Consider the following 21,451-nt stretch of genomic DNA (forward strand, 5'->3'; position numbering starts at 1 on the left):
GGCGACTCAATTTCGAAAGACCGCATCGCCTGTATCGCGGGCAAGCCTTGCTCCCACAAATAAATCCCCTCGCCACAAGAGCCCTCCTTCCTCTCCCGACCAAGGTCATGTTCGATCATCGAACACTTATTGGCCGATGTCGGCGGCTTTATTTGACCAAATTAACCATCTAGTACAATTTATCTCCAGCGGCTGAAACCTGGCCGACACCAACAATAAAAATGTGGAGAAATTGCGATGCCTCCGATCATTCTGGTGCTCAACGGCCCGAACCTGAACCTGCTCGGCACCCGCGAGCCGGCGACCTATGGCCATGAAACCCTGGCTGACATTTCGGCACTGTGCGGCCGCGCCGCTGAAGAATTCGGCCTGGCGGTGGAATTTCGCCAGACCAACCAGGAAGGTGAGCTGCTGGACTGGATTCACGGCGCCCGTGGCCGGTGCGCCGGTATCGTCATCAACCCGGCGGCCTGGACCCACACCAGCGTGGCGATCCGCGATGCCCTGGTGGCCAGCGAAGTACCGGTCATCGAAGTCCACCTGTCCAACGTCCACGCCCGTGAAACCTTTCGCCATCACTCCTTTGTCTCATCCGTCGCCATCGGCGTGATGTGCGGGTTTGGCAGCCATGGCTATCGCCTGGCCCTGGAACATTTCAGTCAGCGGTTGAAGGGTTGATGAGCATGTCGAATATCACTGTGCTGGCCGGCCTGATCGGCGCGGGCATCCAGGCCTCTCGCACGCCTGCACTGCATGAACATGAGGGCGATGCCCAAGGCATGCGTTACCTCTATCGGCTGATCGATCTCGATGCGCTGAAACTGGACAGCGGCGCCCTGGCCGATCTACTGGTGGCCGCCGAACGCATGGACTTCACCGGCCTGAACATCACCTTCCCCTGCAAGCAGGCGATCATCCCGCTGCTCGATGAGTTGTCACCCGAGGCCCGCGGTATCGGTGCGGTCAACACCGTGGTGCTCAAGGACGGCAAGCGCATCGGCCACAACACCGACTGCCTGGGGTTCGCCGAAGGTTTTCGGCGCGGCCTGGGGGACGTGGCGCGCAAGCGTGTGGTCCAGATGGGCGCCGGTGGCGCCGGCGCGGCGGTAGCCCACGCGCTGTTGATGGAAGGCGTGCAAACCCTGAGCATTTTTGACGTCGAGGTCCGCCGTGCCGAGGCGCTGGCCAACAACTTGAATCAACACTTCGGCGCTGGCCGCGCCCGCGCCGGTCACGACCTGCCCGCCGCCATGACCGAGGCCGATGGCCTGGTGAACACCACGCCCATGGGCATGGCAAAACTACCGGGCATGCCGGTTCCGGCCGAGCTGTTGCGCGGCGCATTGTGGGTCGCGGAAATCGTCTACTTCCCGCTGGAAACCGAACTGCTGCGCAACGCCCGCGCGGTCGGCTGCCGCACACTGGATGGCGGCAACATGGCGGTGTTCCAGGCGGTGAAGGCCTTCGAACTGTTCAGCGGCGTGGCGCCCGATGCGCAGCGGATGCTGGCGCATTTCCAGAGCATGAACCACTAAAGCCTGGTGATAAGCCCTTGTGGGAGCGAGCTTGCTCGCGATGGCGGTGTGTCAGTCGCAATCGATGCTGGCTGATCGACCGCTATCGCGAGCAAGCTCGCTCCCACAAGGGGTCGAGGTCAGGCCTGCAAGTAGCGCAACACCGACTCACAGACCATCTCACGATGCCGCTGCTTGACCGCTTCATCCGACAGGTCGATCTGAAAGATCTCACCGAACGTCTGGCGGTTGGACACGCGGTAAAAACAGAACGAGCTGATCAGCAGATGCACATCCAGCGGCTCGAGGCCGGCACGGAACACACCCTCTTCAGCGCCGCGCCGCAGGATCACGCCCAGGGAATCGAGGATGGTATTGGTCATCGCCTTGATCGCGCCTGACTGCTTCACGTACTCGGCGTTGTGGATGTTCTCGATGCAGACGATGCGCACGAAATCCACATTGCGATCGTGGTGGTCGAAGGTGAACTCCACCAGGCGCCGGATCGCGTCGACCGGGGCCAGTTCCGCCAGGTGCAGGCGGCTCTCGGTGGTGCGGATATCACCGTAGAGTTTTTCCAGCACCTCGACGTACAACTGCTCCTTGCTGCCGAAGTAGTAGTAGATCATGCGCTTGGAGGTGTGGATGCGCTCGGCGATGGCGTCGACCCGGGCACCGGCCAGGCCCTGCTGGACGAACTCGACGATGGCTTCCTGAAGAATGTTCTCCCGGGTCTTCTCCGGGTTGTTCTTGCGACTCTTGCGCGGCGTGGCGACGGGTTCGTCGAGCGCTGCGGAAAGCTCTGGATTCATAGTCATTGCGGGCTCACGGCCATCACTGCACAGGTTGGCGATTATGGGCCGCACCGTGCACTGAAGGAAGCCAGGGCACGGCCCATTACCGCTACGTTTACGATTTTCCTACAACTTGGCGTGCCGCAAACCACCGCTGCGGGACTTGGCCATGGCCGCCAGGCGCACCGCGACGTTGGCGGCGCCATAACCGGCGTAACCGTTCTTGCGCTGGATGATCTCGAAGAAAAACCGCCCTTCGAACGGCTCGGTGTAGACGTGGAACAGCTCGCCACCCTGGGCGTCACGGTCGTACAACACGTTGAAGTAGGCCAGTTCGCTGAGGAACTCGTCGTCGAAATCGAAACGCGCCGCCAGGTCGTCGTAGTAATTGAGCGGGATGTCCAACAACGGCACACCGGCCTCTTTGGCACGACTGACCTGGGCAAAGATGTCGTCGCAGTCGAAGGCGATGTGATGCACGCCGGAGCCGCGATAACTCGACAGCGCGTGTGAGATCGCGGTGTTGCGGTTCTCGGAAATGTTCAGCGGCAAGCGGATCGAACTGCAGCGGCTACGCAACGCACGGCTTTTTACCAGGCCATAAGGGTCGGGCAAGACCACTTCGTCGTCGGCCTCGAAATCCAGCAGGCTCTTGTAGAACAGCACCCAACTGTCGAGGCTGTCGGCCGGCAGCGCCATCGCCATGTGGTCGATGCGCTTGAGCCCGGCCCCGATGACCGCACCCGGCTGCAGGTTGAAGTCGGTGCCATAGACATCAGCCTCTTGGTCCACCAGGTAAATCAGGCTACCGTCCGGCGCGCGCACCGCCGCCAGCTCCAGTTCATTGGGGCCCACTAACCCACGATAGGGCTGGCCTTTGTAGGCAACGGCTCGCTCCAGGGCGCTGGCGCTATTTTTCACGCGCACGGCGGTGGCGCACAACGAAGGTCCGTGGGCTTCGAAAAAACTGTGGGCGAACGAGTACGGTTCGCTGTTGAGGATCAGGTTGATATCGCCCTGGCGCAGCAGGCTGACATTCTTGGAACGATGCTGGCCGGCCTTGACGAACCCCAGCCGTTCCAGCCAATGGGACAGCTTGGCACCGAGGTTATCGTCCACGGCGAACTCGAGGAATTCGATGCCGTTGTATTCGCTGGCCGGCGGCGTGGCGAACAGGATGTCGGCATTGCCCATGGAGGGCGCTTCTTCAGCCAGGCGCTGACGGGTTTTTTCTTCCAGGTACAGCAGCGAACGCAGGCCGTCGGCGGCGTTGGCCCGTGGCGGCGCGGCGCGGAAACCGTCGTTGAAGATTTCCAGCGACAGCGGTCCGGTGTAGCCACTCTTGATGATCGGCGCCAGGAAACCCGGCAAATCGAACTCGCCCTGCCCCGGGAAACAACGGAAATGCCGGCTCCATTCCAGGACATCCATGGCCAGGATCGGCGCGTCGGCCATTTGCACGAAGAAGATCTTGTCGCCGGGAATCTCGGCGATCGCGCTCGGATCACCCTTGAGGGACAAGGTATGAAAACTGTCGAGCAACACGCCGAGGCTGGGGTGATCGGCCTGGCGCACGATGTTCCAGACCTGTTGATAAGTATTGACGTGGCGGCCCCAGGCCAGCGCTTCATAACCGATACGCAAGCCCCGCGCACCGGCGCGTTCGGCCAGCAGGCGCAGGTCATCGATGAGAATCCGTTCATCGCCGATGCTGTCGGCCGAGGCGTTGCTGCACACCAGCACCAGGTCGGTGCCCAGTTCCTGCATCAAGTCGAACTTGCGCTCGGCCCGCTCCAAGTTGCGCGACAGGCGATCGCGGCGGCAGCCTTCGAAGTCGCGAAACGGTTGGAACAAGGTGATGGCGATGCCCAGGTCGGCGCACATCTGCCTGATTTCCCGAGGGCTGCCATCGTAGTAGAGAAGGTCGTTCTCGAAAATTTCCACCCCGTCGAAACCGGCGGCGGCAATGGCTTCGAGTTTTTCCGGCAAGGTGCCGCTCAAGGACACGGTGGCAATGGAACGCTGCATGACGTCGGCTCCCGGGACAGGCATCGGCTACAAAAGGTGCGCCGCTTTTTAAAAAGTCAGCCGATTATTGAGCTGCCGGTTTCTTTCAGCAATTTAATATGTACCATCCGGTTAGTTTTTTGGGCGATTATCGAACAAAATGGCCAATGCCGAATTGACGCTTTTTTGCTCACTGCGCACCATCGCTCCCTCATTGACGCCGGCCCTGCCGACCTCAATGGACAGACCCAGACCAACCATAAGAATTTCAAAAACGGGTACACGCTATGATCCCTTCCCAAAGTTCCCGCCTGGCCCCCGGCCTGGGTGTCTCCACCGGCACCATCGGTGACAAGATCCGCGGCGCCATGGCCGTGGGCAAGACCCGTTGGGGCATGCTCGCCCTGGTGTTTTTCGCCACGACCCTGAACTACATCGACCGCGCCGCCCTAGGCGTCATGCAGCCGATCCTGGCCAAGGAAATGAACTGGACGGCGATGGACTACGCCAACATCAACTTCTGGTTCCAGGTCGGTTATGCCGTCGGTTTCGTGTTGCAGGGGCGGCTGATCGACCGGATCGGCGTCAAGCGCGTGTTCTTCTGCGCCGTGCTGCTCTGGAGCCTGGCGACCGGCGCCCATGGCCTGGCCACCTCGGCGGTAGGCTTCATGGTCTGTCGCTTCATCCTCGGCCTGACCGAAGCCGCCAACTACCCCGCTTGCGTGAAGACCACCCGGCTGTGGTTCCCGGCGGGCGAGCGGGCCGTGGCCACCGGCATTTTCAACGCCGGGACCAACGTCGGCGCGATGTTCACCCCGATGCTGCTGCCGCTGGTCCTGCATGTGTGGGGCTGGCAGGCCGCGTTCCTGTGCATGGCCGCGCTGGGCGGGATCTGGCTGCTGTTCTGGGGCCTGAAATACTTCAACCCCGAAGACCACCCCAGCGTCAAACAGTCGGAACTGGATTACATCCAGGCCCAGGACGAACCAGACCAGGTCCGCGTGCCGTTCTCACGCATCCTGCGCATGCGCGGCACCTGGGCGTTCGCCCTGGCCTACTCGATCACCGCCCCAGTGTTCTGGTTCTACCTCTATTGGCTGCCACCGTTCCTGAACCAGCAATACAACCTGGGCATCAACGTGACCCAGATGGGCATTCCGCTGATCATCATCTACCTCACCGCCGACTTCGGCAGCGTGGGCGGCGGCATCCTGTCTTCGTTCCTGATCGGCCGCGGCCTCAATCCGATCAAGGCGCGACTGGTGTCCATGCTGCTGTTCGCCTGCTGCATCATCGGTGTGATCATGGCCGCCGGCTCCAGCAGCCTGTGGATGGCGGTGTTCGCCATTTCCCTGGCCATCGGCGCGCACCAGGCCTGGACCGCCAACATCTGGAGCCTGGTGATGGACTACACGCCCAAGCACATGATGAGCACGGTGTTTGGCTTCGGCGGCATGTGCGCGGCCATCGGCGGGATGTTCATGACTCAGCTGGTGGGTCACATCCTCACGGTCACCAACAACAACTACACCGTGCTGTTCACCCTGATCCCGGCGATGTACTTCATTGCCCTGACCTGGCTGTACTTCATGGCGCCGCGCAAGGTGCCTACGCTGGAAAACTAACTGTCCCACAAGCTAACGGACAGCGATTCACCTGTGGCGAGGGAGCTTGCTCCCGCTCGATTGCGCAGCAATCGCAAAAAAGCGAGGGCTGCTTCGCAACCCAGCGGGAGCAAGCTCCCTCGCCACAAGGGTCCGTGTATAGCCAGTGATTACGCCCGCCGCTGTTGCCACGCCGCCGCCAACCCACTCAAGCAGATCAAGGTGATGCCCACCACGGTGGTCAGCGTCGGCGTATGGTTGAACAACAGCCAGCCCAGCAGCCCGGCAAACACGATCTGGCAGTACCCGAACGGCGCGAGCAGCGCCGGGGCGGCAAAGCGGAAGGCTTGGGTCAGCATCAGGTGCGCGGTCATTCCGCAAGCACCCAGCGCCAGCATCATCACCCCATGCAACAGGCTCGGCACTTGCCAGAAGAACGGCACCAGCGCGCTCATCACCAAGGTGTTGCACAGGCCGGCGAAGAAGTTGCTGGTGGTCGGGCTGTCGATCTCGCTGAGCTTGCGCGTGAGCAGTTGGTAGAAACAGAAGAACAGCGCCGAACAGAACGGCAATATCACCGCCGGGGTGAACAGATCCCCGCCCGGATGGACGATGATCAACACCCCGATAAAGCCGAAGATCACCGCGATCCATTGCCCGCGTGTCACGTGTTCGCCCAGCAATGGCACCGACAACGCGGTGACCAGCACGGGCGCGAGAAAGTTGACCGCCGTCGCCTCGGCCAGCGGGATATACAACAGCGCCGTGGTGAAGAACAGGCTGGTGCCCAGCAGGCACAGCGCCCGGGCCAGTTGCCACAAAGGCCGCTTGGTCCGCAGGACCCGCAGCCCCGAGCGCGGCAGGAAAATACCCGCCATCAACAACGTGTGCACCACGTATCGGGCCCAGACCACCATGATGATCGGGTAGAAACCCGAGAGGTATTTCGACAAGGCGTCATGACTGGAGAACAGGAACGTTGCGGCCAGAATAAGCACGATGCCCTTGAAAGGCTGATTGACGCCGGAGAGCGGAGTGCTGACAGTCATGAGGGAACCTGCGTTGCTTGATGTAAGGGCCGTGGCGCACGGTGCAGTTTTTGGGCCAGCGAGAATACCGATAAGTTCTGAATCCGCAGTGTAATGAAAATTGCGCAGCCAGACAGGATTGGCTCACCGATGAACCAAAACCGGTGTCCGTTGCCTGACAACTCAAGCGCGGCGCGCGCCTTGGGCGCCTGAAAGCTAGACTTACCGCCACAGCAGTCATTTTCCGCAGGGTCATTCAGAGGACGTCCACATGTTATGGAAAAAAGGTCGCCGCAGTGACAACGTGGTGGACGCTCGCGGTGACGGTGGAGGCGGTGGCGGGATGCGTTTCGGCGGTGGCAAGGGCTTGAGCCTGACAGCCGTCCTCCTGATCGTCGGCATCGGCTGGATCACCGGCCAGGACCCGATGCAGATTCTCGGGCAACTGGCCGGGCAGATGGATCAATCCGCGCCTGCCACTTCACAAACCCGCCAGGCGCCACCGGCCAACGATGAACAGGCCGAGTTCGTGCGCTCGATCCTCGGCGATACCGAAGACACCTGGGGCCAGGTCTTCCAGCAGGCCGGACGCCAATACCAGCAACCCAAACTGGTGTTGTTCAGCGGTCGGGTCAACTCGGCCTGCGGCCTTGCCTCGTCGGCGACCGGTCCGTTCTATTGCCCGGCAGACCGGCAAGTCTACCTGGACATGAGTTTCTTCAAGGAAATGTCCCAACGCTTCGCCGCCGCCGGAGACTTCGCCCAGGCCTACGTCATTGCCCACGAAGTCGGACACCATGTGCAGACGCTGCTCGGCGTGTCGGCGAAAATCCAGGAAGCGCGCCAGCAAGGCCGGCAGATGGAGGGCGATGGCGGCTTGTTGGTACGCCAGGAATTGCAGGCCGATTGCCTGGCAGGTGTGTGGGCCAACCATGCGCAAAAACGCCTGAACTGGCTGGAGCCGGGAGACATCGAGGAGGCCTTGAACGCCGCCAATGCCATCGGCGATGACCGCTTGCAGCAACAAGGCCAGGGCCGCGTGGTGCCGGACTCCTTCACCCACGGCACGTCGGCGCAGCGCGTGCGCTGGTTCAAGACCGGCTTCGCCCAGGGCCAGGTCAACCAGTGCGACACGTTCGCGGCGAAAAACCTGTAGATGAAGTGGGGCGCGTTGATCGGGCTGGTGCTGTGCTGCGCCGTTGCCCAGGCCGAGGAACACGGCGTCAACGTGGTCGCCCAAGGACGGCTGCAGTTCAAGGGCGGCGCCATGGCCGTCGGCGTCAGCCCACCGCCGGCGTCCATCCAGCGCGTGCTGATCATCCTCCACGGTCGGCTGCGCAATGCCGACACCTACCTGCACAGCGCCGAAAAGGCTGCCGGACAGGCCGGGCAACTGGGCACCACCCTGATCATCGCCCCGCAGTTTCTCAACGAACAGGACGTGGCGCGCCATCAATTGCCCAATGACATCCTGCGCTGGCAAGGCAACGACTGGATGGCCGGTGGTTTATCCACAGGGCCGAACCCGGTCAGTTCCTACCAGGTACTTGACGACATCGTTGCGCGAGTCAGTGACCGGCAGCAGTTTCCCGAAGTGAAGGAGATCGTCATCGCCGGCCATTCCGGCGGCGCCCAGGTCGTGCAGCGCTATGCCCTGCTCGCCCACGGCCAATACCGGATCAGCCCGCGTTTTGTCATCGCCAACCCGTCGTCCTATGCCTACTTCGATGCACAACGGCCCATGGCTTTCGACCCGGCCAGTTGCCCCGGCTTCAATCATTGGAAGTACGGCCTGCAGAACCTGCCAGCCTACGCGGCGGGGCAAACACCGGCGCAACTGGAAGATAACTACGCCAAGCGCGACATCGTCTATTTGCTCGGGCAACAAGACACCGACCCGGAACATCCGGCACTGGATAAAGGCTGCGAAGCACAGACCCAGGGTCCGTACCGGTTAATGCGTGGGCATCTCTTTTTCGACTACCTGACCCGGCGTCATCCCGAGGGGTTGAACCAGCGGCTGATCGAAGTGCCGGGGGTGGGGCATAACGGGGATGGGATGTTGACTTCGCCTGAGGGGTTGAGGGTTCTGTTCGGGCAGTGAGTTTAGTAGCGGTCGAAAGGGCCTCTTCGCGAGCAGGCTCGCTCCCACAGTAGATCGGGTGTGGACACAAATTTCGCGATCAACAGAAATCCCCTTGTGGGAGCGAGCCTGCTCGCGAAAGCGGTCGATCAGTCAACCCAGCACTCAAGCAAACAGCATCCGCCGCAACTCCCCACAATCGCGCGCATGCCAATCCGTCAGCTCCGGCCACGGATTGTCCGGCAGGTTCACCAACACCGTCCGCGCCCCCGCCGCACGTCCGCAGTCCAGGTCAAAGCGGTAGTCGCCCACCATCACCATCGCCTCGGGCGCCACGTTCCAGGCCTCGGCCAGCTTCAACAGGCCACCGGGATGTGGCTTGGGCGGTGCTTCGTCGCGGCCCAGCACATCCTCCACGGCAAAACAGTCCGCCAGGCCGATGGCTTCGAGGGTGACGTGGGCCAGCTCGCGGGCGTTGCGGGTGAGGATGCCCAGGCGGTAACCGCGCCCGGCCAGTTCGCGCACCAGTTCAACCGCTCCCGGCGCGGGCCTGGAGCCCAGCGCCAGGTCCCGCTCGTGTTCCAGCAGCCAGGCATGCTTGGCCGCGGCCTCCTCCGCCGGCAAGGCGGCCAGGTGAGTGAGGATGTCGTCTTCGGCCGGAATCGCCAGGGCCACGCGAATCGCCGCGAAGTCATGCACGGCGATCGTCAGCGTGCCATCCATGTCGAATACCCAGTGACGAACCTCGGCCAGGCTCATGCCCAGTCCTTGCGATGACGAATCAGGCCTTCCTGCGTCACCGAGGCCACCAGTTGCCCGGCACGATTGAACACGCTGCCACGGGAAAACCCGCGGGAGTTGCCGGCCCACGGACTGTCCATGGCATAGAGCAACCAGTCATCGGCGCGCAGGTCGGCATGGAACCACAAGGCATGGTCGAGGCTGGCGACCTGCATGTCTTTCTGCCACACCGATTTGCCATGGGGCAGCAGTGAAGTGGTCAACAGGCCGAAGTCCGACGCGTAGGCCAGCAGGTATTTGTGCAAGGCCGGCGAATCCGCCAGGGCGCCATCGGCGCGGAACCACACGTATTTCACCGGGTCGGCCGGTTGCGGGTTGTAAGGGTCTTTTTCGGTGACCGGGCGCACCTCGATCGGCTTGGGGCACAGCAGTTTTTCGCGCATGTGCTCGGGCAGCAGGTGCGCGCGCTGCTGGGTCAGCTCCAGCTCGGACGGCAGGTTCTCCGGCCCGACGACTTGCGGCATGCTGCTCTGGTGCTCAAAACCCTCTTCGTCGTACTGGAACGACGCACTGCAGGTGAAAATCGGGTTGCCCTTCTGGATCGCCGTCACCCGGCGAGTGCTGAAGCTGCCACCGTCGCGCACCCGGTCCACCTGGTAGACCACCGGCAGCGCGGCGTCACCCGGCCGCAGGAAATAACCGTGCATCGAATGCACATGGCGCGCCTCTTCCACGGTCTGGCTGGCCGCCGACAACGACTGGCCCAATACCTGGCCGCCGAACAACTGGCGAAACCCCAGGTCCTGGCTACGCCCGCGAAACAGGTTTTCTTCGATCGGTTCCAGGGTCAGCAGGTCGACCAGATCTTCCAACACGTGGCTCATTCAGACTTTCCTCACACAGCGCAAAAACCGCGCAGTCTATGCTGCGGCGGATCGATAGTGGCCCGGGCCATTTTGGCGGGCATTGTAAACGTCCGTGTCGGCTAACCGTGCAGTGTCTGCAGCCACTGCTCACGATTGATGCGATAGAGCACATGGTGACGCAATGGATGACCGACGGCGAGTGTCGGGTGTTCGAAGTCGTCAGCCGGGTCGTGCTGCATGCCAATGGCCTGCATGACCTTTTGCGAGGGCAGGTTGTCGACGGCGGTGAACGCCACCACTTCGTCCAGCGTCAACTGATCGAAAGCACAACGCAAGGCGGTCCACGCCGCTTCGCTGGCATACCCCAGGCCCCAGTGTTCCCGGGCCAGGCGCCAGCCGATCTCGATGGCCGGCGTGAAAGGCGCATCGAAACCGACCACACCCAGCCCGGTAAAGCCAATGAAGGCGCCGGTGTCCTTGCGCTCCAGGGCCCACAAACCAAAACCATGCTCGGCGAAATGCCCCCGCACCCGACCGATCAGGGCAGCGCTTTCCAGGCGGCTCAGGCGCGCCGGGAAATAACGCATCACCTGCGGGTCTGCGCACATGGCGGCAAATTCCGGCAAGTCATCGTCGCGCCACTGCCGCAACAGCAGCCGTGCGCTTTCCAGTTCCATTATCGGCTCCATCTTCACTCCCTTTCCATGCCCCAGAGTCTACATCGCTGGTAGGATCCGTCACTCAATCGTCACTGAAAACACCATGTCGCTGCCACTGATCTATCACGAAGACTACAGCCCCGACTTCCCGGCGGAACACCGTTTCCCCATGGACAAGTTTCGCCTGCTGCGCGATCACCTGGTGGACAGCGGCCTGACCCGAGACGCCGACCTGCTGCGTCCGTCGCTGTGTCCACCGGACATTCTCGCCCTGGCCCACGACCGTGCGTATATCGAACGCTACATGGGCGGCGAGTTGTCCCGCGAAGACCAACGGCGACTTGGCTTGCCTTGGAGCGAAGCCCTGGCCCGCCGAACGGTACGCGCCGTGGGTGGTTCGCTCCTGGCCGCCGAACAAGCCCTTGAGCACGGGCTGGCCTGTCACTTGGCCGGCGGCACCCATCACGCCCACTACGACCACCCGGCCGGGTTCTGCATCTTCAACGACCTGGCGGTGATCAGCCGCTATTTCCTGGCCAGCGGCCGGGTCTCGCGGGTGCTGATTTTCGACTGTGATGTGCACCAGGGCGACGGCACCGCCCGAATACTCCATGACACCCCGGACGCGGTGACAGTTTCCTTGCACTGCGAAAAGAATTTTCCTGCACGCAAGGCGCAAAGCGACTGGGACATCCCCCTGCCGATGGGCATGGAAGACGCGGCTTATTTGAAGGTGGTGGACGATGCGCTCAACTACTTGCTGCCGCTCTATCAGCCGGACCTGGTGCTGTATGACGCTGGCGTCGACGTCCACAAGGACGACGCCCTCGGCTATCTGAAGCTGACCGATGAAGGCCTCGCCGCCCGGGACGAGAGCGTCATGCGCCATTGCCTGGGACGCGACATCCCGGTGGTCGGCGTGATCGGTGGCGGCTACAGCAAGGATCGCCAGGCCCTGGCCCGCCGCCACGGGATCCTGCACCACAGCGCACAAAGGGTCTGGACGTCATCAGGTTGTCATTGAAAGAGCGGCCTGTGGATAACCCGTAGGAGCTGCCGAAGGCTGCGATCTTTTGATCTTGATCTTGATCTTTCGCTCTCGACTCAATTGTCTGGGGCAAGATCGCAGCCTCGCTTCGCTCGACAGCTCCTACACCGATTCCGACCTCAGATCATGTGAGTCGAGCTGATAGAATGCCCTCCCTGATCCGCCAGACATCGCTCGCCATGACTCAAGTTTCCAAGCCCTCCCCCTCTAACATCGCCATCATCGGCGGCGGCCCCGCCGGCCTGATGGCGGCCGAGGTGTTGAGCCAGGCGGGCCTGCGAGTCGACCTGTACGACGGCATGCCCTCGGTGGGCCGCAAATTCCTGCTGGCCGGCGTGGGCGGCATGAACATCACCCACTCCGAAACCTTCCCCGCCTTCCTCTCCCGCTACGGCGAACGCGCACCGAACATTGCCCCGCTGCTGCGGGCATTCGGCGCCGAGCAATTGTGCGAATGGATTCACGGGCTGGGCATCGACACCTTTGTCGGCAGCTCCGGGCGGGTATTTCCCACCGACATGAAAGCCGCGCCACTGCTGCGCGCCTGGCTCAAGCGCCTGCGCGATGCCGGCGTGGCGATCCACACGCGCCATCGCTGGGTCGGCTGGAACCCCGACGGCAGCTTGCGAATAGCGAATCCGGAAGGTGAGCAAACGCTACGCCCCGACGCAACGCTGCTGGCGCTGGGCGGTGGCAGCTGGTCACGCCTGGGCTCCGACGGTGCCTGGATGCTGCCCCTGGAACAGCGCGGCGTGGCCCTGGCACCATTGCAACCGAGCAACTGTGGGTTCGAGGTAGAGGCCTGGAGCGACCTGATGATCAGCAAATTCGCCGGCGCCCCGCTCAAGAACATCGCCATCGGCCTGAACGACGATGTACCGCGCCTCGGCGAATGCGTGATCACCACCACCGGCCTCGAAGGCAGCCTGATCTACGCCCTGTCGGCAGCGATTCGCGAAGCCATCAATCAACATGGCAGCGCGACCCTCCATCTGGACCTGCTGCCGGGCAGGCCTGTGGATAAAATCCTCCAGGCCCTGAACAAGCCTCGCGGTTCACGCTCGATGGCCAAGCACTTGCACAGCCAGTTGGGGATCGACGGCGTCAAGGCGGCGCTGTTGCGCGAGCTCACGCCGGCCGAGTGTTTCACTGACCCGGCGCGGCTGGCCCAGGCGATCAAGGCCTTGCCCGTCACCCTGGTGAAGACCCGCCCCTTGGACGAAGCCATCAGCAGCGCCGGTGGCGTGACCTTCGAAGCCCTGGATGAACGCCTGATGCTCAAGCAAGTGCCCGGCGTATTCTGCGCCGGGGAAATGCTCGATTGGGAAGCACCGACCGGCGGCTACCTGCTCACGGCCTGCTTTGCCAGTGGCCGCGCAGCGGGGTTGGGGATGCTGGAGTGGTTACAAGCTTAGGCGCCCCCATCGCGAGCAAGCTCGCTCCCACAGTGGTTTTCAGGTGTTCACAGATCCGGTGTCCACCACAGATCTCCTGTGGGAGCGAGCTTGCTCGCGATAGCGGTGTATCAGGCGCAGCAGATCATCAAGGCTTACGCTTACGCGGCCCGGTATTGAACACCGGCACTTTGCGCACAGGCTTGACCGAAGGTTCCACCGGCGAGGAGTCGCCGCTGTCCACCCACTTGCCCAGGTTGCGCTTGCCGCCACCGGAGGTTTTCGGTTTCTTCGGCTTTTTCGGTTTCTTGATCACCTGGCCGCTGGCATCGGTGTCCGGTACCCGATGCTCAGGCTCGAAGTCCTGCTCCATCTGACGAGCCAGCGTCTGGCGCGTCAGCATCTCGATGGCCGACAGCAGGTTCACTTCGTCGGCGCAAACCAGGGAAATCGCTTCCCCGGTCGAGCCCGCCCGACCGGTACGGCCGATGCGGTGGATGTAGTCCTCGGCGACGATCGGCAGGTCGAAGTTCACCACCAACGGCAAATCCTCGATATCCAAGCCACGGGCGGCGACGTCGGTGGCTACCAGGATCTGCACTTCGCTGGCCTTGAAGCGGTCCAGCGCGCGCTGGCGAGTGGCCTGGGGTTTGTCACCGTGGATGCCGTCGGCGTTGACGCCCAGGCCCTGGAGTTTTTCCACCAGCGCATCGACGCCATTGCGGGTCTTGGCAAAGACCAGCACCTGCTTCCACTTGTTCTTGCGCATCAGGTGCACGAACAATTCCGGCTTGCGCTTCTTGTCCACCGTCACCACCCATTGCTTGACGGTGTTGGCGGCCACGTTGCGCGGGCTCACTTCAATGCTCAGCGGATCGTCGAGCATCTGCCCGGCCAGCAGGCGGATCGCGTCGGAGAAGGTCGCCGAGAACAGCAACGTCTGACGCTTCTTCGGCAATGCCCTGTAGATATTCGCCAGCTCCTCGGAAAAGCCCAGGTCGAGCATGCGATCGGCTTCGTCCAGCACCAGGGTCTGCAATTGGTTGAACTTCAACGCGTTCTGGCGGAACAAATCGAGCAGACGCCCTGGCGTGGCGACCAACAGGTCGACGCCTTTGCGCAACTTCATCATTTGCGGGTTGATGCTGACGCCGCCGTACACGGCGTAGGTGCTCAGCGGCAGGTTTTGCGCGTACTGACGCACGCTTTCATGGACCTGCTCGGCCAGCTCACGGGTCGGCACCAGGATCAGCGCGCGCACCGAGTTGGCCGCGACCTTCGGCCCTTCGGTGGTCAGCAACTGCAACAGCGGCACGGCGAAACCGGCGGTCTTGCCGGTACCGGTCTGGGCCGCGGCCATCAGGTCACGACCGGCCAGCACCGCCGGCATGGCTTGGGCCTGCACCGGGGTCGGGGTCTGGTAGCCGAGCGTCTCGAGGGCGCGCAGCAAGGGTTCGATCAGGCCAAGGGTGGCGAAAGTCATGGAAGTACCGTAGGAAAATCAGCGCAAGGTGTGCAATGCGCGGCAGTTTACCCTAAATCAGGATACGGCCGGCGCAGGCTTGGGTTTGCGCCACTGCGGCAAACCGATCAACACCACGGCACTGATGATCACCAGCATCGCCATACTTTCTTCAGCACCAATGGTTTCACCCGCGAACACGATCCCCAGCAACACCGCCACGGCCGGGTTGACGTAGGCATAACTGGTGGCCGCCGCCGGGCGCACATGCTTGAGCAGGTACATGTAGGCGTTGAAGGCGATGATCGAGCCGAAGCAGGTCAGGTAAGCCAAGGCAAACCAACCTTCCAGCGGCGGCATGCTGTCCAGGTGCTCGCCGCTGACCACGCTGCCGATCAACAGCACCACGCCACCCACCAGCATTTCCACGGCACTGGCCATCGCCCCCGCCGGCAAAGGCAAGTGCTTGCTCAGCACCGAACCAAAAGCCCAGGACGCCGCCGCGAACACCAACAAGGTCGCACCCAGGGGGCTCGATTGGAGGTTGGAGCCCAGGTTGAGCATTGCGATGCCAATCAACCCCAGCACAATCCCCGCCCATTCCAGACGGGTATTACGCGCGCCCCAGAAATATCCGCAGAGCAAGGTAAACAAAGGCACCGTCGCCACGGCCAACGCCGCCACCCCGGACGCCACGCCGGTGTGCTCGGCGACACTGACCGCGCCGTTACCAAAACTGAGCAACAGCACGCCGATGATGGCCCCAGCCTTCCATTGCGCCCAAGTCGGCGCCGGCGCCCCGCGCCAGCGCAGGAAGCCATACATCAGCGAACCGGCCAGCACAAAACGAATCCCGGCCAGCAACAACGGCGGCCAATGCTCCACACCGATGCGAATCACCAGGTACGTCGAACCCCAGATGACGTACAAGGCAAAAAAGGCAGCGATCAATGGCAAGGGAAAACGGCGTGGGCCAGGCATGGTCAGCTCGAAGTCAGGACAAGGAGAGACGCTATTCTAGAAAGGCGACAGACGGAAAATAAGTTACAAAACCTGTTTATCCGAGCCATACACTTTTCAAAACACGGAGATCAGCGCTATAAATCGCGTTTTCGAAAGTCACGTCAACAGGAAGCCAAACCGTGGACAAATATGACCGCATGCTGCTCAGCGCCCTGTTGGAAAACGGTCGTGCGTCCTACGCCGAACTGGCCCGCAAAGTGAACCTCTCCGCCCCCGCCGTGGCCGAGCGGGTCAGCAAGCTGGAGACCAGCGGCGTCATCACCGGTTATCAAGCCAAAGTCGACATGGCGAAGATCGGCCTGCCGGTGCAGTGCGTCATCGAACTGCGAATGAACCAACACGGCAACCAGAAGACCTACGACGAACTGTGCAAGATCCCACAACTGACCGAGTGCCATCGGGTCACCGGCGACCCGTGCGTGATCATGCAAGCGGCGGTTGGCTCGATGCCCGAGCTGGAGGAACTGATCAACCGCATCGCCAAGTTCGGCTTCAGCAAGACCTCGATCGTGCTGTCCAGCGCCATTGAAAAGCGCGTGCCGTTGGGGCAGTTGGAAGGCAACGGGAAATAATTCGCTCAACACAGACCAACCCTGTGGGAGCGAGCTTGCTCGCGATAGCGTCGGATCAGTCAACCTCTCTATTGACTGACTTACCGCTATCGCGAGCAAGCTCGCTCCCACAGTTTTTGTTTTGTTGTGTGCTTAGAACCCGCGATGGCGCTTGAGGTGCTCGTTGATCTTCGCCGCCGGCACTTTTTGCAAACTGCACAGCAAATCATGGGACAACTCCCGTAGCCCATGCTTTTGCCGCAATTGCGAAGCCAGGTGCGCGGTGAGGTTGGCGGCCATTTCGGCGTCGGCCATGGCCCGGTGAGCCTGGCCGGTGTGGGGCAGGCCTGCGAAAGCGTTGAGCGTGCCGAGCTTGTGGTTCGGCGCCGCCGGCATCAGGCGCCGGGCCAGCAACAGTGAGCAGGCAAAATTCTGCAAGCGGGTGCGCTTGATCCGTCCCAGTTCGAAGTCCCAGAACTTCTGGTCGAACGCGGCGTTATGGGCCAACAGTGGTGTGATGCCGACGAACTCGTTGACCTCGTTCATGACCTTTTCCGCCGACGGGGCGCTGCGCAGCATGGCGTTGCTGATGCCGGTCAGTTGCTCGATAAACGCAGGGACGCGCACACCGGCGTTCATCAGGCTCTGGTAGCGGTCGACGATCCGGCCTTGTTCGAGCATCACCACCGCGATTTCAGTGGCGCGGCAACTGCTGCTCGGGGTGATCCCGGTGGTTTCAAAGTCGATGACTGCGATGCGTTCCAAACCTTTTGAACTCCGTGAAAATCAATTCTTGAGCAACAACGCGCCTTCGATGGGCACGTAGCGGCTGGCGGCGCGGATCAGCGAGTTGGCGGTCAACCCCGGCACGCCATAGGCCACGGCCTGCACACCGTGCTTCTGGATGATGCGTTCGAGCAGCATGTCGAAATCGCCATCGCCGGAGGCCAGCACCACTTCATCGACGTGGTCGGCGGCGTCCATGATGTCCAGCGTGATGCCCACGTCCCAGTCGCCTTTGGCCGAGCCGTCGCTGCGCTGGATGTAGGGCTTGAGCTTCACGACAAACCCCAGGTTGCGCAGGATCTGCTGGAATTGCTGCTGCTTGCTGTCACCGCGATCGATCGCGTAGGCATAGGCCTCGACGATCTGCCCCTGCTTGCTCACATCCGCCCACAGCGCGGCGTAGTTGAAATGGCAACCGTAGGCTTGGCGCACGGTGTAGTAGAGGTTCTGGACATCGGCGAACACTGCAATTTTTTTCACCGCGTTTCCTCTTGGATGCACACGCACGCAGACCACCTGGGTCGAAAAGTCGCCCAGTATGCCAGCCCGAAGGATTGTTCCGCGAATAATCGGCCCGAGGCGCCAGGGCGCCCCGGACGAATGGCAGGTCAGACGAAGGAGTCGTCGTCGCCGAAGAAAGAAGAATCGTCGCTGTAGTCCGCGTCGCTGAAACCGCCCGGATCATTGCCATAGCCGTTGTTATCGGCCATCCGTTGGTCATCACCCCAGCCGTTGTCTGCACTGTCGTTGACCGGTTGCGCCGGTTCTTCCTTGATGACCTCGACGATTTCCTGGGGCTGCTGGTTACCGTGGAACAGGCCGCTGATGCCTTGGGCCAGCATCACGCCGCCAGCCACGCCCGCCGCGGTTTTCAGGGCGCCACCAAGGAAGCTGCCCGCTGCCGGGGCCTGCTGCGGCGCGCCATAATTGCCGGGTGGCGCGCCGAAACCTTGTTGGGGCTGGGCATTGAAGGACGGTTGCGCCGGTTCGCGCCAACCACCACCGCTGTGGGGCGGCGCGCTCGCCGGCCGTGAGTCCCGCGGGCTGCCGCCGAAAATACTCGAGAGAAACCCACCGCCACCGCTGGGTGTCGGCGCTTGCTTGCGGGCCTGTTGCAGCTCGGCCTGCAATTGCTCGACTTGCTGGGTGAGTTGCTTGTTCTGTTCATCGAGGCGCTTGATCGCGGCCTCCTGCACCAGGATCGCCTGGGCCATGAAATAGCCCGCTGCTGGCTGGTTGGCCAGGTGTTCCTTGATCCGCGCCTCGGCCTGGGCGTCACGCGGGGCTGAATCCTTTTCGGCCTGTTGCAGCCGTGAAAACAGTCCGTCGATCAGGGTTTGTTCTTCGCTGTTCATGGCGACCTCATTCGATTGCCGGGTAGAAACCGTTCCGATCCTGAAGACCGGCGCCCACCAGTAATGGGGCTCGCCGCAAAGGTTTCAATGGTCTTTACCTGATGTTTACGTTTGCTTGTGCGAGCGCCTGATCGGTTAAAGTGTCGGACCGCTTTTTGAACTGCGATACCGACTCATGAATCCGTTTGACGTGCTGCGCGACTCTTTGTATTTCTTCAAGCGCCATCTGGGCCGGATCGCCCAGCTGTGCCTGCCGCTGGTGATACTCGAGGCTTTGCTGCAGCAAGGCGTGGACAGCGCCGTCGGGGCCGACGGTTTTTCCGGCTACAGCGTGATCGTCGGGCTGTTGGTCTACCCGCTGTACACCGCGGCGTTGATCCTGTTTCTCGATGCCCGCAGTCGTGGCGAAGCCCCCCGCGCCCGTGACCTGCTCGCCGCCGCCCTCCTCCAGTGGCCACGCTTCGCCTTGCTGACCGCGCTCAATACCCTGCTGATCCTGGTCGGCATATCGTTGTATTTCCTGCCAGGGCTATGGCTGATGGTCGTCCTGGCCTTCGGTGAGTACCTGTTGGTATTGAAGGGCTTGGCGCCACTGGCCGCAATGAAGGAAAGCCTGCGCATGAGTCGCGGTCATTTCTGGCGAATCCTGCTGTGCATCCTGTGCGTAATGGTCCCGCTTTGGCTGCTCAAGGGCGCCAGCGTCTCGGTGTATCCGCCGCCGCAAAATCCTTTGGTCAGCTTGCTGATCGACAGCCTCCACAGTTTTCTGCAATTGTTCACCACTGTGGTGGTGTTCCGAATGTTCATGTTGATTGCAGAAAAACCCAAGCCATGACCCGTCTACTGCGCTACACCTTGCTGGGCCTGCTGTTGATCCTCAGCCTGGCCGCCCTGTCGATCTACGGCCTGACCTGGCGGCCACAGCCCCGGGAAAGCGTGCCGGTCAGTTGCGCCGCCAACGCCGCACCGCTGGTGGCCGGCCAGGCCTTGAAGGTGATGACCTGGAACGTCCAGTTCCTCGCCGGCAAACGCTACGTGTTCTGGCACGACCTGGCCCAGGGCGACGATGAAAGCCCGACCCTGGAAGACATGGCCTTCAGCCTCGACGAAGTGGCACGGGTCATCCGCGACGAGCAACCGGACGTCGTGTTGCTCCAGGAACTGGACAAGGGCGCCAAGGCCAGCGATTACCAGGACCAACTCAAGCTGTTGCAGGAGCGACTGGCCGACCTCTATCCGTGCAGCACCAGCGCCTTCGACTGGAAGGCCGACTTCATCCCCGCCCCGCACATCTTCGGCAGCGTCGGCCGGCAACTGGCGACCCTGAGCCGCTACCGCATCGACCGTGCCGAACGGGTGCAACTGCCGGTGGCCGACACCAACGTCATCAGCCGTCAGTTCCAGCCGAAAAACGCCTTGTTGGTGAGCTATCTGCCGCTGGGCGGCGGCGGCCAATTGGCGGTGCTCAACACCCACCTGGAACGGGCCACCGAGCCGGACGATACCCTGCCCAGACAAATCACCGCCGTGGCCAAGGCCTTGGATAAACTCGAATCCGCTGGCACACCCTGGCTGATCGGCGGCGACTTCAACCTGCTGCCCCTGGGCCAGTACCGGCGCCTGCCGGCCGAGCAACGCACGCCCTACTCCGCCGACAGCCCCCTGCACCTGCTGTGGGACAAGTACCCGATGATCCCTACCAACAACGAGGCCAGCGGCATCGACCGCGCGCACTGGCTGACCCACTACCCGAACGACCCCGGCCTCAACGGCCCCGACCGCACCGTCGACTACCTGTTCTACAGCCCCCGGATCAAACGGGTCGAAGCCCAGGTAAGGCAGGACGACACCTTGCGCATCTCCGATCATTTACCGGTGATTGCGCGATTCTTGTTGCCGGCAGCGCCTTAGTACGACTCGCCACAGTGGATCTGTGTCGAAATTCTGGTGCCGGTTTGGGATAACGCCCGGCCAACACGAGCGGTACGCTCTGACTGTCTTGGTGGCATTGCCCCGAGTCCCCCTCAGACTGAACACCCATTTCAAGGAGTGATCCATGAGCGACATCCAGATTCGCCTGGCTGAACACAAAGACGTTGAAGCGGTGGGTGTACTGTTTGATGCGTATCGGCAGTTCTACCAGATGGATGCCGATCTACAGCGGGCGACCGCCTATATCAGGGCGCGAATTGAACAGGGTGAGTCCCTGGTGTTCGTCGCAGAGAACGCCGCCAAGGCGACTGTGGGGTTCTGCCAGCTCTACCCAACCTTTTGCTCGGTGTTCACGGCGCGCATCTTCACTTTGTATGATCTTTTCGTTGATTCAAGCCTGCGCCAACAGGGTGTAGGCAAAAAGCTGCTCATGGCCGCCGAAGAATATGCCAGGCAACAGGGGGCCGTCCGTATGGACTTGCGCACGGCCAAGACCAATCAATCCGCCCAGGCACTCTATGAGTCTGCTGGTTGGATACGCGACGAGATGTTCTTCAGCTACAGCAAGTTCCTTGAGAAGGACTGACTCTGTGTTGAATCTGGA

General features: G+C 62.0%; 22 protein-coding genes. 11 read left to right on the top strand and 11 right to left on the bottom strand.

Annotated features, from left to right (window positions below; translation table 11 throughout):
- The first annotated feature begins 237 nt into the window (after nt 1-237).
- Both aroQ and LQ215_RS21850 read left to right on the top strand, forming a co-directional pair.
- On the top strand, nt 238-678 hold the full coding sequence (gene aroQ, locus LQ215_RS21845; protein ID WP_230152536.1) for a type II 3-dehydroquinate dehydratase: 441 nt from the start codon (nt 238-240) through the stop codon (nt 676-678).
- A gap of 5 nt (nt 679-683) precedes the next feature.
- Nucleotides 684-1,535 (top strand): shikimate dehydrogenase, encoded by an 852-nt coding sequence (locus LQ215_RS21850; RefSeq protein ID WP_436839593.1) that lies wholly within the window; start codon nt 684-686, stop codon nt 1,533-1,535.
- A gap of 119 nt (nt 1,536-1,654) precedes the next feature.
- Here the strand turns inward: LQ215_RS21850 and LQ215_RS21855 are convergent, their stop codons facing one another.
- Together LQ215_RS21855 and quiC are read right to left on the bottom strand one after the other, a co-directional pair.
- Nucleotides 1,655-2,332: a TetR/AcrR family transcriptional regulator gene (locus tag LQ215_RS21855; protein ID WP_014340322.1), complete on the bottom strand. Its 678-nt coding sequence runs from the start codon at nt 2,330-2,332 to the stop codon at nt 1,655-1,657.
- Between the two features lie 102 nt (nt 2,333-2,434).
- On the bottom strand, nt 2,435-4,336 hold the full coding sequence (gene quiC / locus LQ215_RS21860) for a 3-dehydroshikimate dehydratase QuiC (RefSeq protein WP_230152538.1): 1,902 nt from the start codon (nt 4,334-4,336) through the stop codon (nt 2,435-2,437).
- A 266-nt stretch (nt 4,337-4,602) separates the two neighbouring features.
- Here quiC and LQ215_RS21865 point away from each other — a divergent pair, with 266 nt between their 5' ends.
- Complete coding sequence (locus LQ215_RS21865; protein ID WP_230152539.1) at nt 4,603-5,940, top strand: MFS transporter; 1,338 nt, start codon at nt 4,603-4,605, stop codon at nt 5,938-5,940.
- Nucleotides 5,941-6,089: 149 nt separating this feature from the next.
- Here LQ215_RS21865 and LQ215_RS21870 read toward each other — a convergent pair whose 3' ends face one another.
- Nucleotides 6,090-6,968 carry a DMT family transporter gene (locus tag LQ215_RS21870; RefSeq protein WP_230152540.1) on the bottom strand — a complete coding sequence of 293 codons (879 nt, stop codon included), beginning with the start codon at nt 6,966-6,968 and terminating at the stop codon, nt 6,090-6,092.
- 250 nt (nt 6,969-7,218) lie between these two features.
- On the opposite strand from LQ215_RS21870, the gene ypfJ reads away from it, so the two are divergent.
- The gene (gene ypfJ / locus LQ215_RS21875) at nt 7,219-8,103 is read left to right on the top strand and encodes a KPN_02809 family neutral zinc metallopeptidase (protein WP_230152541.1); all 885 of its coding nucleotides are present in this window, start codon (nt 7,219-7,221) and stop codon (nt 8,101-8,103) included.
- Entirely contained in the window at nt 8,104-9,051 is a 948-nt protein-coding gene (locus tag LQ215_RS21880; protein WP_230152542.1) for an alpha/beta hydrolase, read from the top strand.
- Nucleotides 9,052-9,195: 144 nt separating this feature from the next.
- Here LQ215_RS21880 and LQ215_RS21885 read toward each other — a convergent pair whose 3' ends face one another.
- The 3 genes from LQ215_RS21885 to LQ215_RS21895 all read right to left on the bottom strand — a co-directional run bounded on the left by LQ215_RS21885 (nt 9,196) and on the right by LQ215_RS21895 (nt 11,326).
- Nucleotides 9,196-9,789, bottom strand: a complete 594-nt coding sequence (locus LQ215_RS21885; protein WP_230152543.1) for an HAD family hydrolase — start codon at nt 9,787-9,789, stop codon at nt 9,196-9,198.
- Entirely contained in the window at nt 9,786-10,655 is an 870-nt protein-coding gene (gene tesB / locus LQ215_RS21890; RefSeq protein WP_057451861.1) for an acyl-CoA thioesterase II, read from the bottom strand. The genes LQ215_RS21885 and tesB overlap by 4 nt, the downstream gene beginning before the upstream one ends.
- A gap of 101 nt (nt 10,656-10,756) precedes the next feature.
- The gene (locus LQ215_RS21895; protein ID WP_230152544.1) at nt 10,757-11,326 is read right to left on the bottom strand and encodes a GNAT family N-acetyltransferase; all 570 of its coding nucleotides are present in this window, start codon (nt 11,324-11,326) and stop codon (nt 10,757-10,759) included.
- Between the two features lie 73 nt (nt 11,327-11,399).
- Between LQ215_RS21895 and LQ215_RS21900 the strand changes: the two genes are divergently transcribed.
- Complete coding sequence (locus LQ215_RS21900) at nt 11,400-12,320, top strand: histone deacetylase family protein (protein ID WP_003205826.1); 921 nt, start codon at nt 11,400-11,402, stop codon at nt 12,318-12,320.
- A gap of 203 nt (nt 12,321-12,523) precedes the next feature.
- Nucleotides 12,524-13,759 (top strand): TIGR03862 family flavoprotein, encoded by a 1,236-nt coding sequence (locus LQ215_RS21905; protein ID WP_230152559.1) that lies wholly within the window; start codon nt 12,524-12,526, stop codon nt 13,757-13,759.
- 127 nt (nt 13,760-13,886) lie between these two features.
- Here LQ215_RS21905 and LQ215_RS21910 read toward each other — a convergent pair whose 3' ends face one another.
- Nucleotides 13,887-15,221, bottom strand: coding sequence for a DEAD/DEAH box helicase (locus LQ215_RS21910; RefSeq protein WP_230152545.1), 1,335 nt, complete (start codon nt 15,219-15,221; stop codon nt 13,887-13,889).
- Nucleotides 15,222-15,278: 57 nt separating this feature from the next.
- The gene (gene yedA, locus LQ215_RS21915; RefSeq protein WP_230152546.1) at nt 15,279-16,181 is read right to left on the bottom strand and encodes a drug/metabolite exporter YedA; all 903 of its coding nucleotides are present in this window, start codon (nt 16,179-16,181) and stop codon (nt 15,279-15,281) included.
- A 161-nt stretch (nt 16,182-16,342) separates the two neighbouring features.
- On the opposite strand from yedA, the gene LQ215_RS21920 reads away from it, so the two are divergent.
- Nucleotides 16,343-16,795 (top strand): Lrp/AsnC family transcriptional regulator, encoded by a 453-nt coding sequence (locus LQ215_RS21920; RefSeq protein WP_053125600.1) that lies wholly within the window; start codon nt 16,343-16,345, stop codon nt 16,793-16,795.
- Between the two features lie 132 nt (nt 16,796-16,927).
- On the opposite strand, the gene LQ215_RS21925 is transcribed toward LQ215_RS21920, so the two are convergent.
- From LQ215_RS21925 to LQ215_RS21935, 3 genes are all read right to left on the bottom strand, one after another.
- Nucleotides 16,928-17,539 (bottom strand): 3'-5' exonuclease, encoded by a 612-nt coding sequence (locus LQ215_RS21925; RefSeq protein ID WP_057451857.1) that lies wholly within the window; start codon nt 17,537-17,539, stop codon nt 16,928-16,930.
- A 21-nt stretch (nt 17,540-17,560) separates the two neighbouring features.
- On the bottom strand, nt 17,561-18,040 hold the full coding sequence (locus LQ215_RS21930) for a LabA-like NYN domain-containing protein (RefSeq protein ID WP_053182045.1): 480 nt from the start codon (nt 18,038-18,040) through the stop codon (nt 17,561-17,563).
- A 128-nt stretch (nt 18,041-18,168) separates the two neighbouring features.
- Entirely contained in the window at nt 18,169-18,915 is a 747-nt protein-coding gene (locus LQ215_RS21935; RefSeq protein WP_230152547.1) for a DUF2076 domain-containing protein, read from the bottom strand.
- A 175-nt stretch (nt 18,916-19,090) separates the two neighbouring features.
- On the opposite strand from LQ215_RS21935, the gene LQ215_RS21940 reads away from it, so the two are divergent.
- The 3 genes from LQ215_RS21940 to LQ215_RS21950 all read left to right on the top strand — a co-directional run bounded on the left by LQ215_RS21940 (nt 19,091) and on the right by LQ215_RS21950 (nt 21,433).
- Nucleotides 19,091-19,750, top strand: a complete 660-nt coding sequence (locus LQ215_RS21940; RefSeq protein ID WP_230152548.1) for a hypothetical protein — start codon at nt 19,091-19,093, stop codon at nt 19,748-19,750.
- Entirely contained in the window at nt 19,747-20,826 is a 1,080-nt protein-coding gene (locus LQ215_RS21945) for an endonuclease/exonuclease/phosphatase family protein (protein ID WP_230152549.1), read from the top strand. Before LQ215_RS21940 ends, LQ215_RS21945 begins: the two co-directional genes overlap by 4 nt.
- Before the next feature lie 145 nt (nt 20,827-20,971).
- Nucleotides 20,972-21,433: a GNAT family N-acetyltransferase gene (locus LQ215_RS21950; RefSeq protein WP_230152550.1), complete on the top strand. Its 462-nt coding sequence runs from the start codon at nt 20,972-20,974 to the stop codon at nt 21,431-21,433.
- Nucleotides 21,434-21,451 lie beyond the last annotated feature (18 nt).

Origin of the sequence: Pseudomonas brassicacearum (assembly GCF_918698105.1) — a bacterium.
GTDB classification, from domain to species: Bacteria; Pseudomonadota; Gammaproteobacteria; order Pseudomonadales; family Pseudomonadaceae; genus Aquipseudomonas; species Aquipseudomonas brassicacearum_F.

What these genes read in the sequence shown, in the direction of transcription:
- LQ215_RS21895 (WP_230152544.1), bottom strand. Translation starts at nt 11,326, where the DNA reads ATGGAGCCGATAATGGAACTGGAAAGCGCACGGCTGCTGTTGCGGCAG.
- LQ215_RS21945 (WP_230152549.1), top strand. Translation starts at nt 19,747, where the DNA reads ATGACCCGTCTACTGCGCTACACCTTGCTGGGCCTGCTGTTGATCCTC.
- LQ215_RS21880 (WP_230152542.1), top strand. Translation starts at nt 8,104, where the DNA reads ATGAAGTGGGGCGCGTTGATCGGGCTGGTGCTGTGCTGCGCCGTTGCC.
- yedA (WP_230152546.1), bottom strand. Translation starts at nt 16,181, where the DNA reads ATGCCTGGCCCACGCCGTTTTCCCTTGCCATTGATCGCTGCCTTTTTT.
- quiC (WP_230152538.1), bottom strand. Translation starts at nt 4,336, where the DNA reads ATGCAGCGTTCCATTGCCACCGTGTCCTTGAGCGGCACCTTGCCGGAA.
- LQ215_RS21935 (WP_230152547.1), bottom strand. Translation starts at nt 18,915, where the DNA reads ATGAACAGCGAAGAACAAACCCTGATCGACGGACTGTTTTCACGGCTG.
- tesB (WP_057451861.1), bottom strand. Translation starts at nt 10,655, where the DNA reads ATGAGCCACGTGTTGGAAGATCTGGTCGACCTGCTGACCCTGGAACCG.
- LQ215_RS21950 (WP_230152550.1), top strand. Translation starts at nt 20,972, where the DNA reads ATGAGCGACATCCAGATTCGCCTGGCTGAACACAAAGACGTTGAAGCG.
- aroQ (WP_230152536.1), top strand. Translation starts at nt 238, where the DNA reads ATGCCTCCGATCATTCTGGTGCTCAACGGCCCGAACCTGAACCTGCTC.
- LQ215_RS21865 (WP_230152539.1), top strand. Translation starts at nt 4,603, where the DNA reads ATGATCCCTTCCCAAAGTTCCCGCCTGGCCCCCGGCCTGGGTGTCTCC.
- LQ215_RS21850 (WP_436839593.1), top strand. Translation starts at nt 684, where the DNA reads ATGTCGAATATCACTGTGCTGGCCGGCCTGATCGGCGCGGGCATCCAG.
- LQ215_RS21910 (WP_230152545.1), bottom strand. Translation starts at nt 15,221, where the DNA reads ATGACTTTCGCCACCCTTGGCCTGATCGAACCCTTGCTGCGCGCCCTC.
- LQ215_RS21870 (WP_230152540.1), bottom strand. Translation starts at nt 6,968, where the DNA reads ATGACTGTCAGCACTCCGCTCTCCGGCGTCAATCAGCCTTTCAAGGGC.
- ypfJ (WP_230152541.1), top strand. Translation starts at nt 7,219, where the DNA reads ATGTTATGGAAAAAAGGTCGCCGCAGTGACAACGTGGTGGACGCTCGC.
- LQ215_RS21900 (WP_003205826.1), top strand. Translation starts at nt 11,400, where the DNA reads ATGTCGCTGCCACTGATCTATCACGAAGACTACAGCCCCGACTTCCCG.
- LQ215_RS21905 (WP_230152559.1), top strand. Translation starts at nt 12,524, where the DNA reads ATGACTCAAGTTTCCAAGCCCTCCCCCTCTAACATCGCCATCATCGGC.
- LQ215_RS21885 (WP_230152543.1), bottom strand. Translation starts at nt 9,789, where the DNA reads ATGAGCCTGGCCGAGGTTCGTCACTGGGTATTCGACATGGATGGCACG.
- LQ215_RS21855 (WP_014340322.1), bottom strand. Translation starts at nt 2,332, where the DNA reads ATGACTATGAATCCAGAGCTTTCCGCAGCGCTCGACGAACCCGTCGCC.
- LQ215_RS21940 (WP_230152548.1), top strand. Translation starts at nt 19,091, where the DNA reads ATGAATCCGTTTGACGTGCTGCGCGACTCTTTGTATTTCTTCAAGCGC.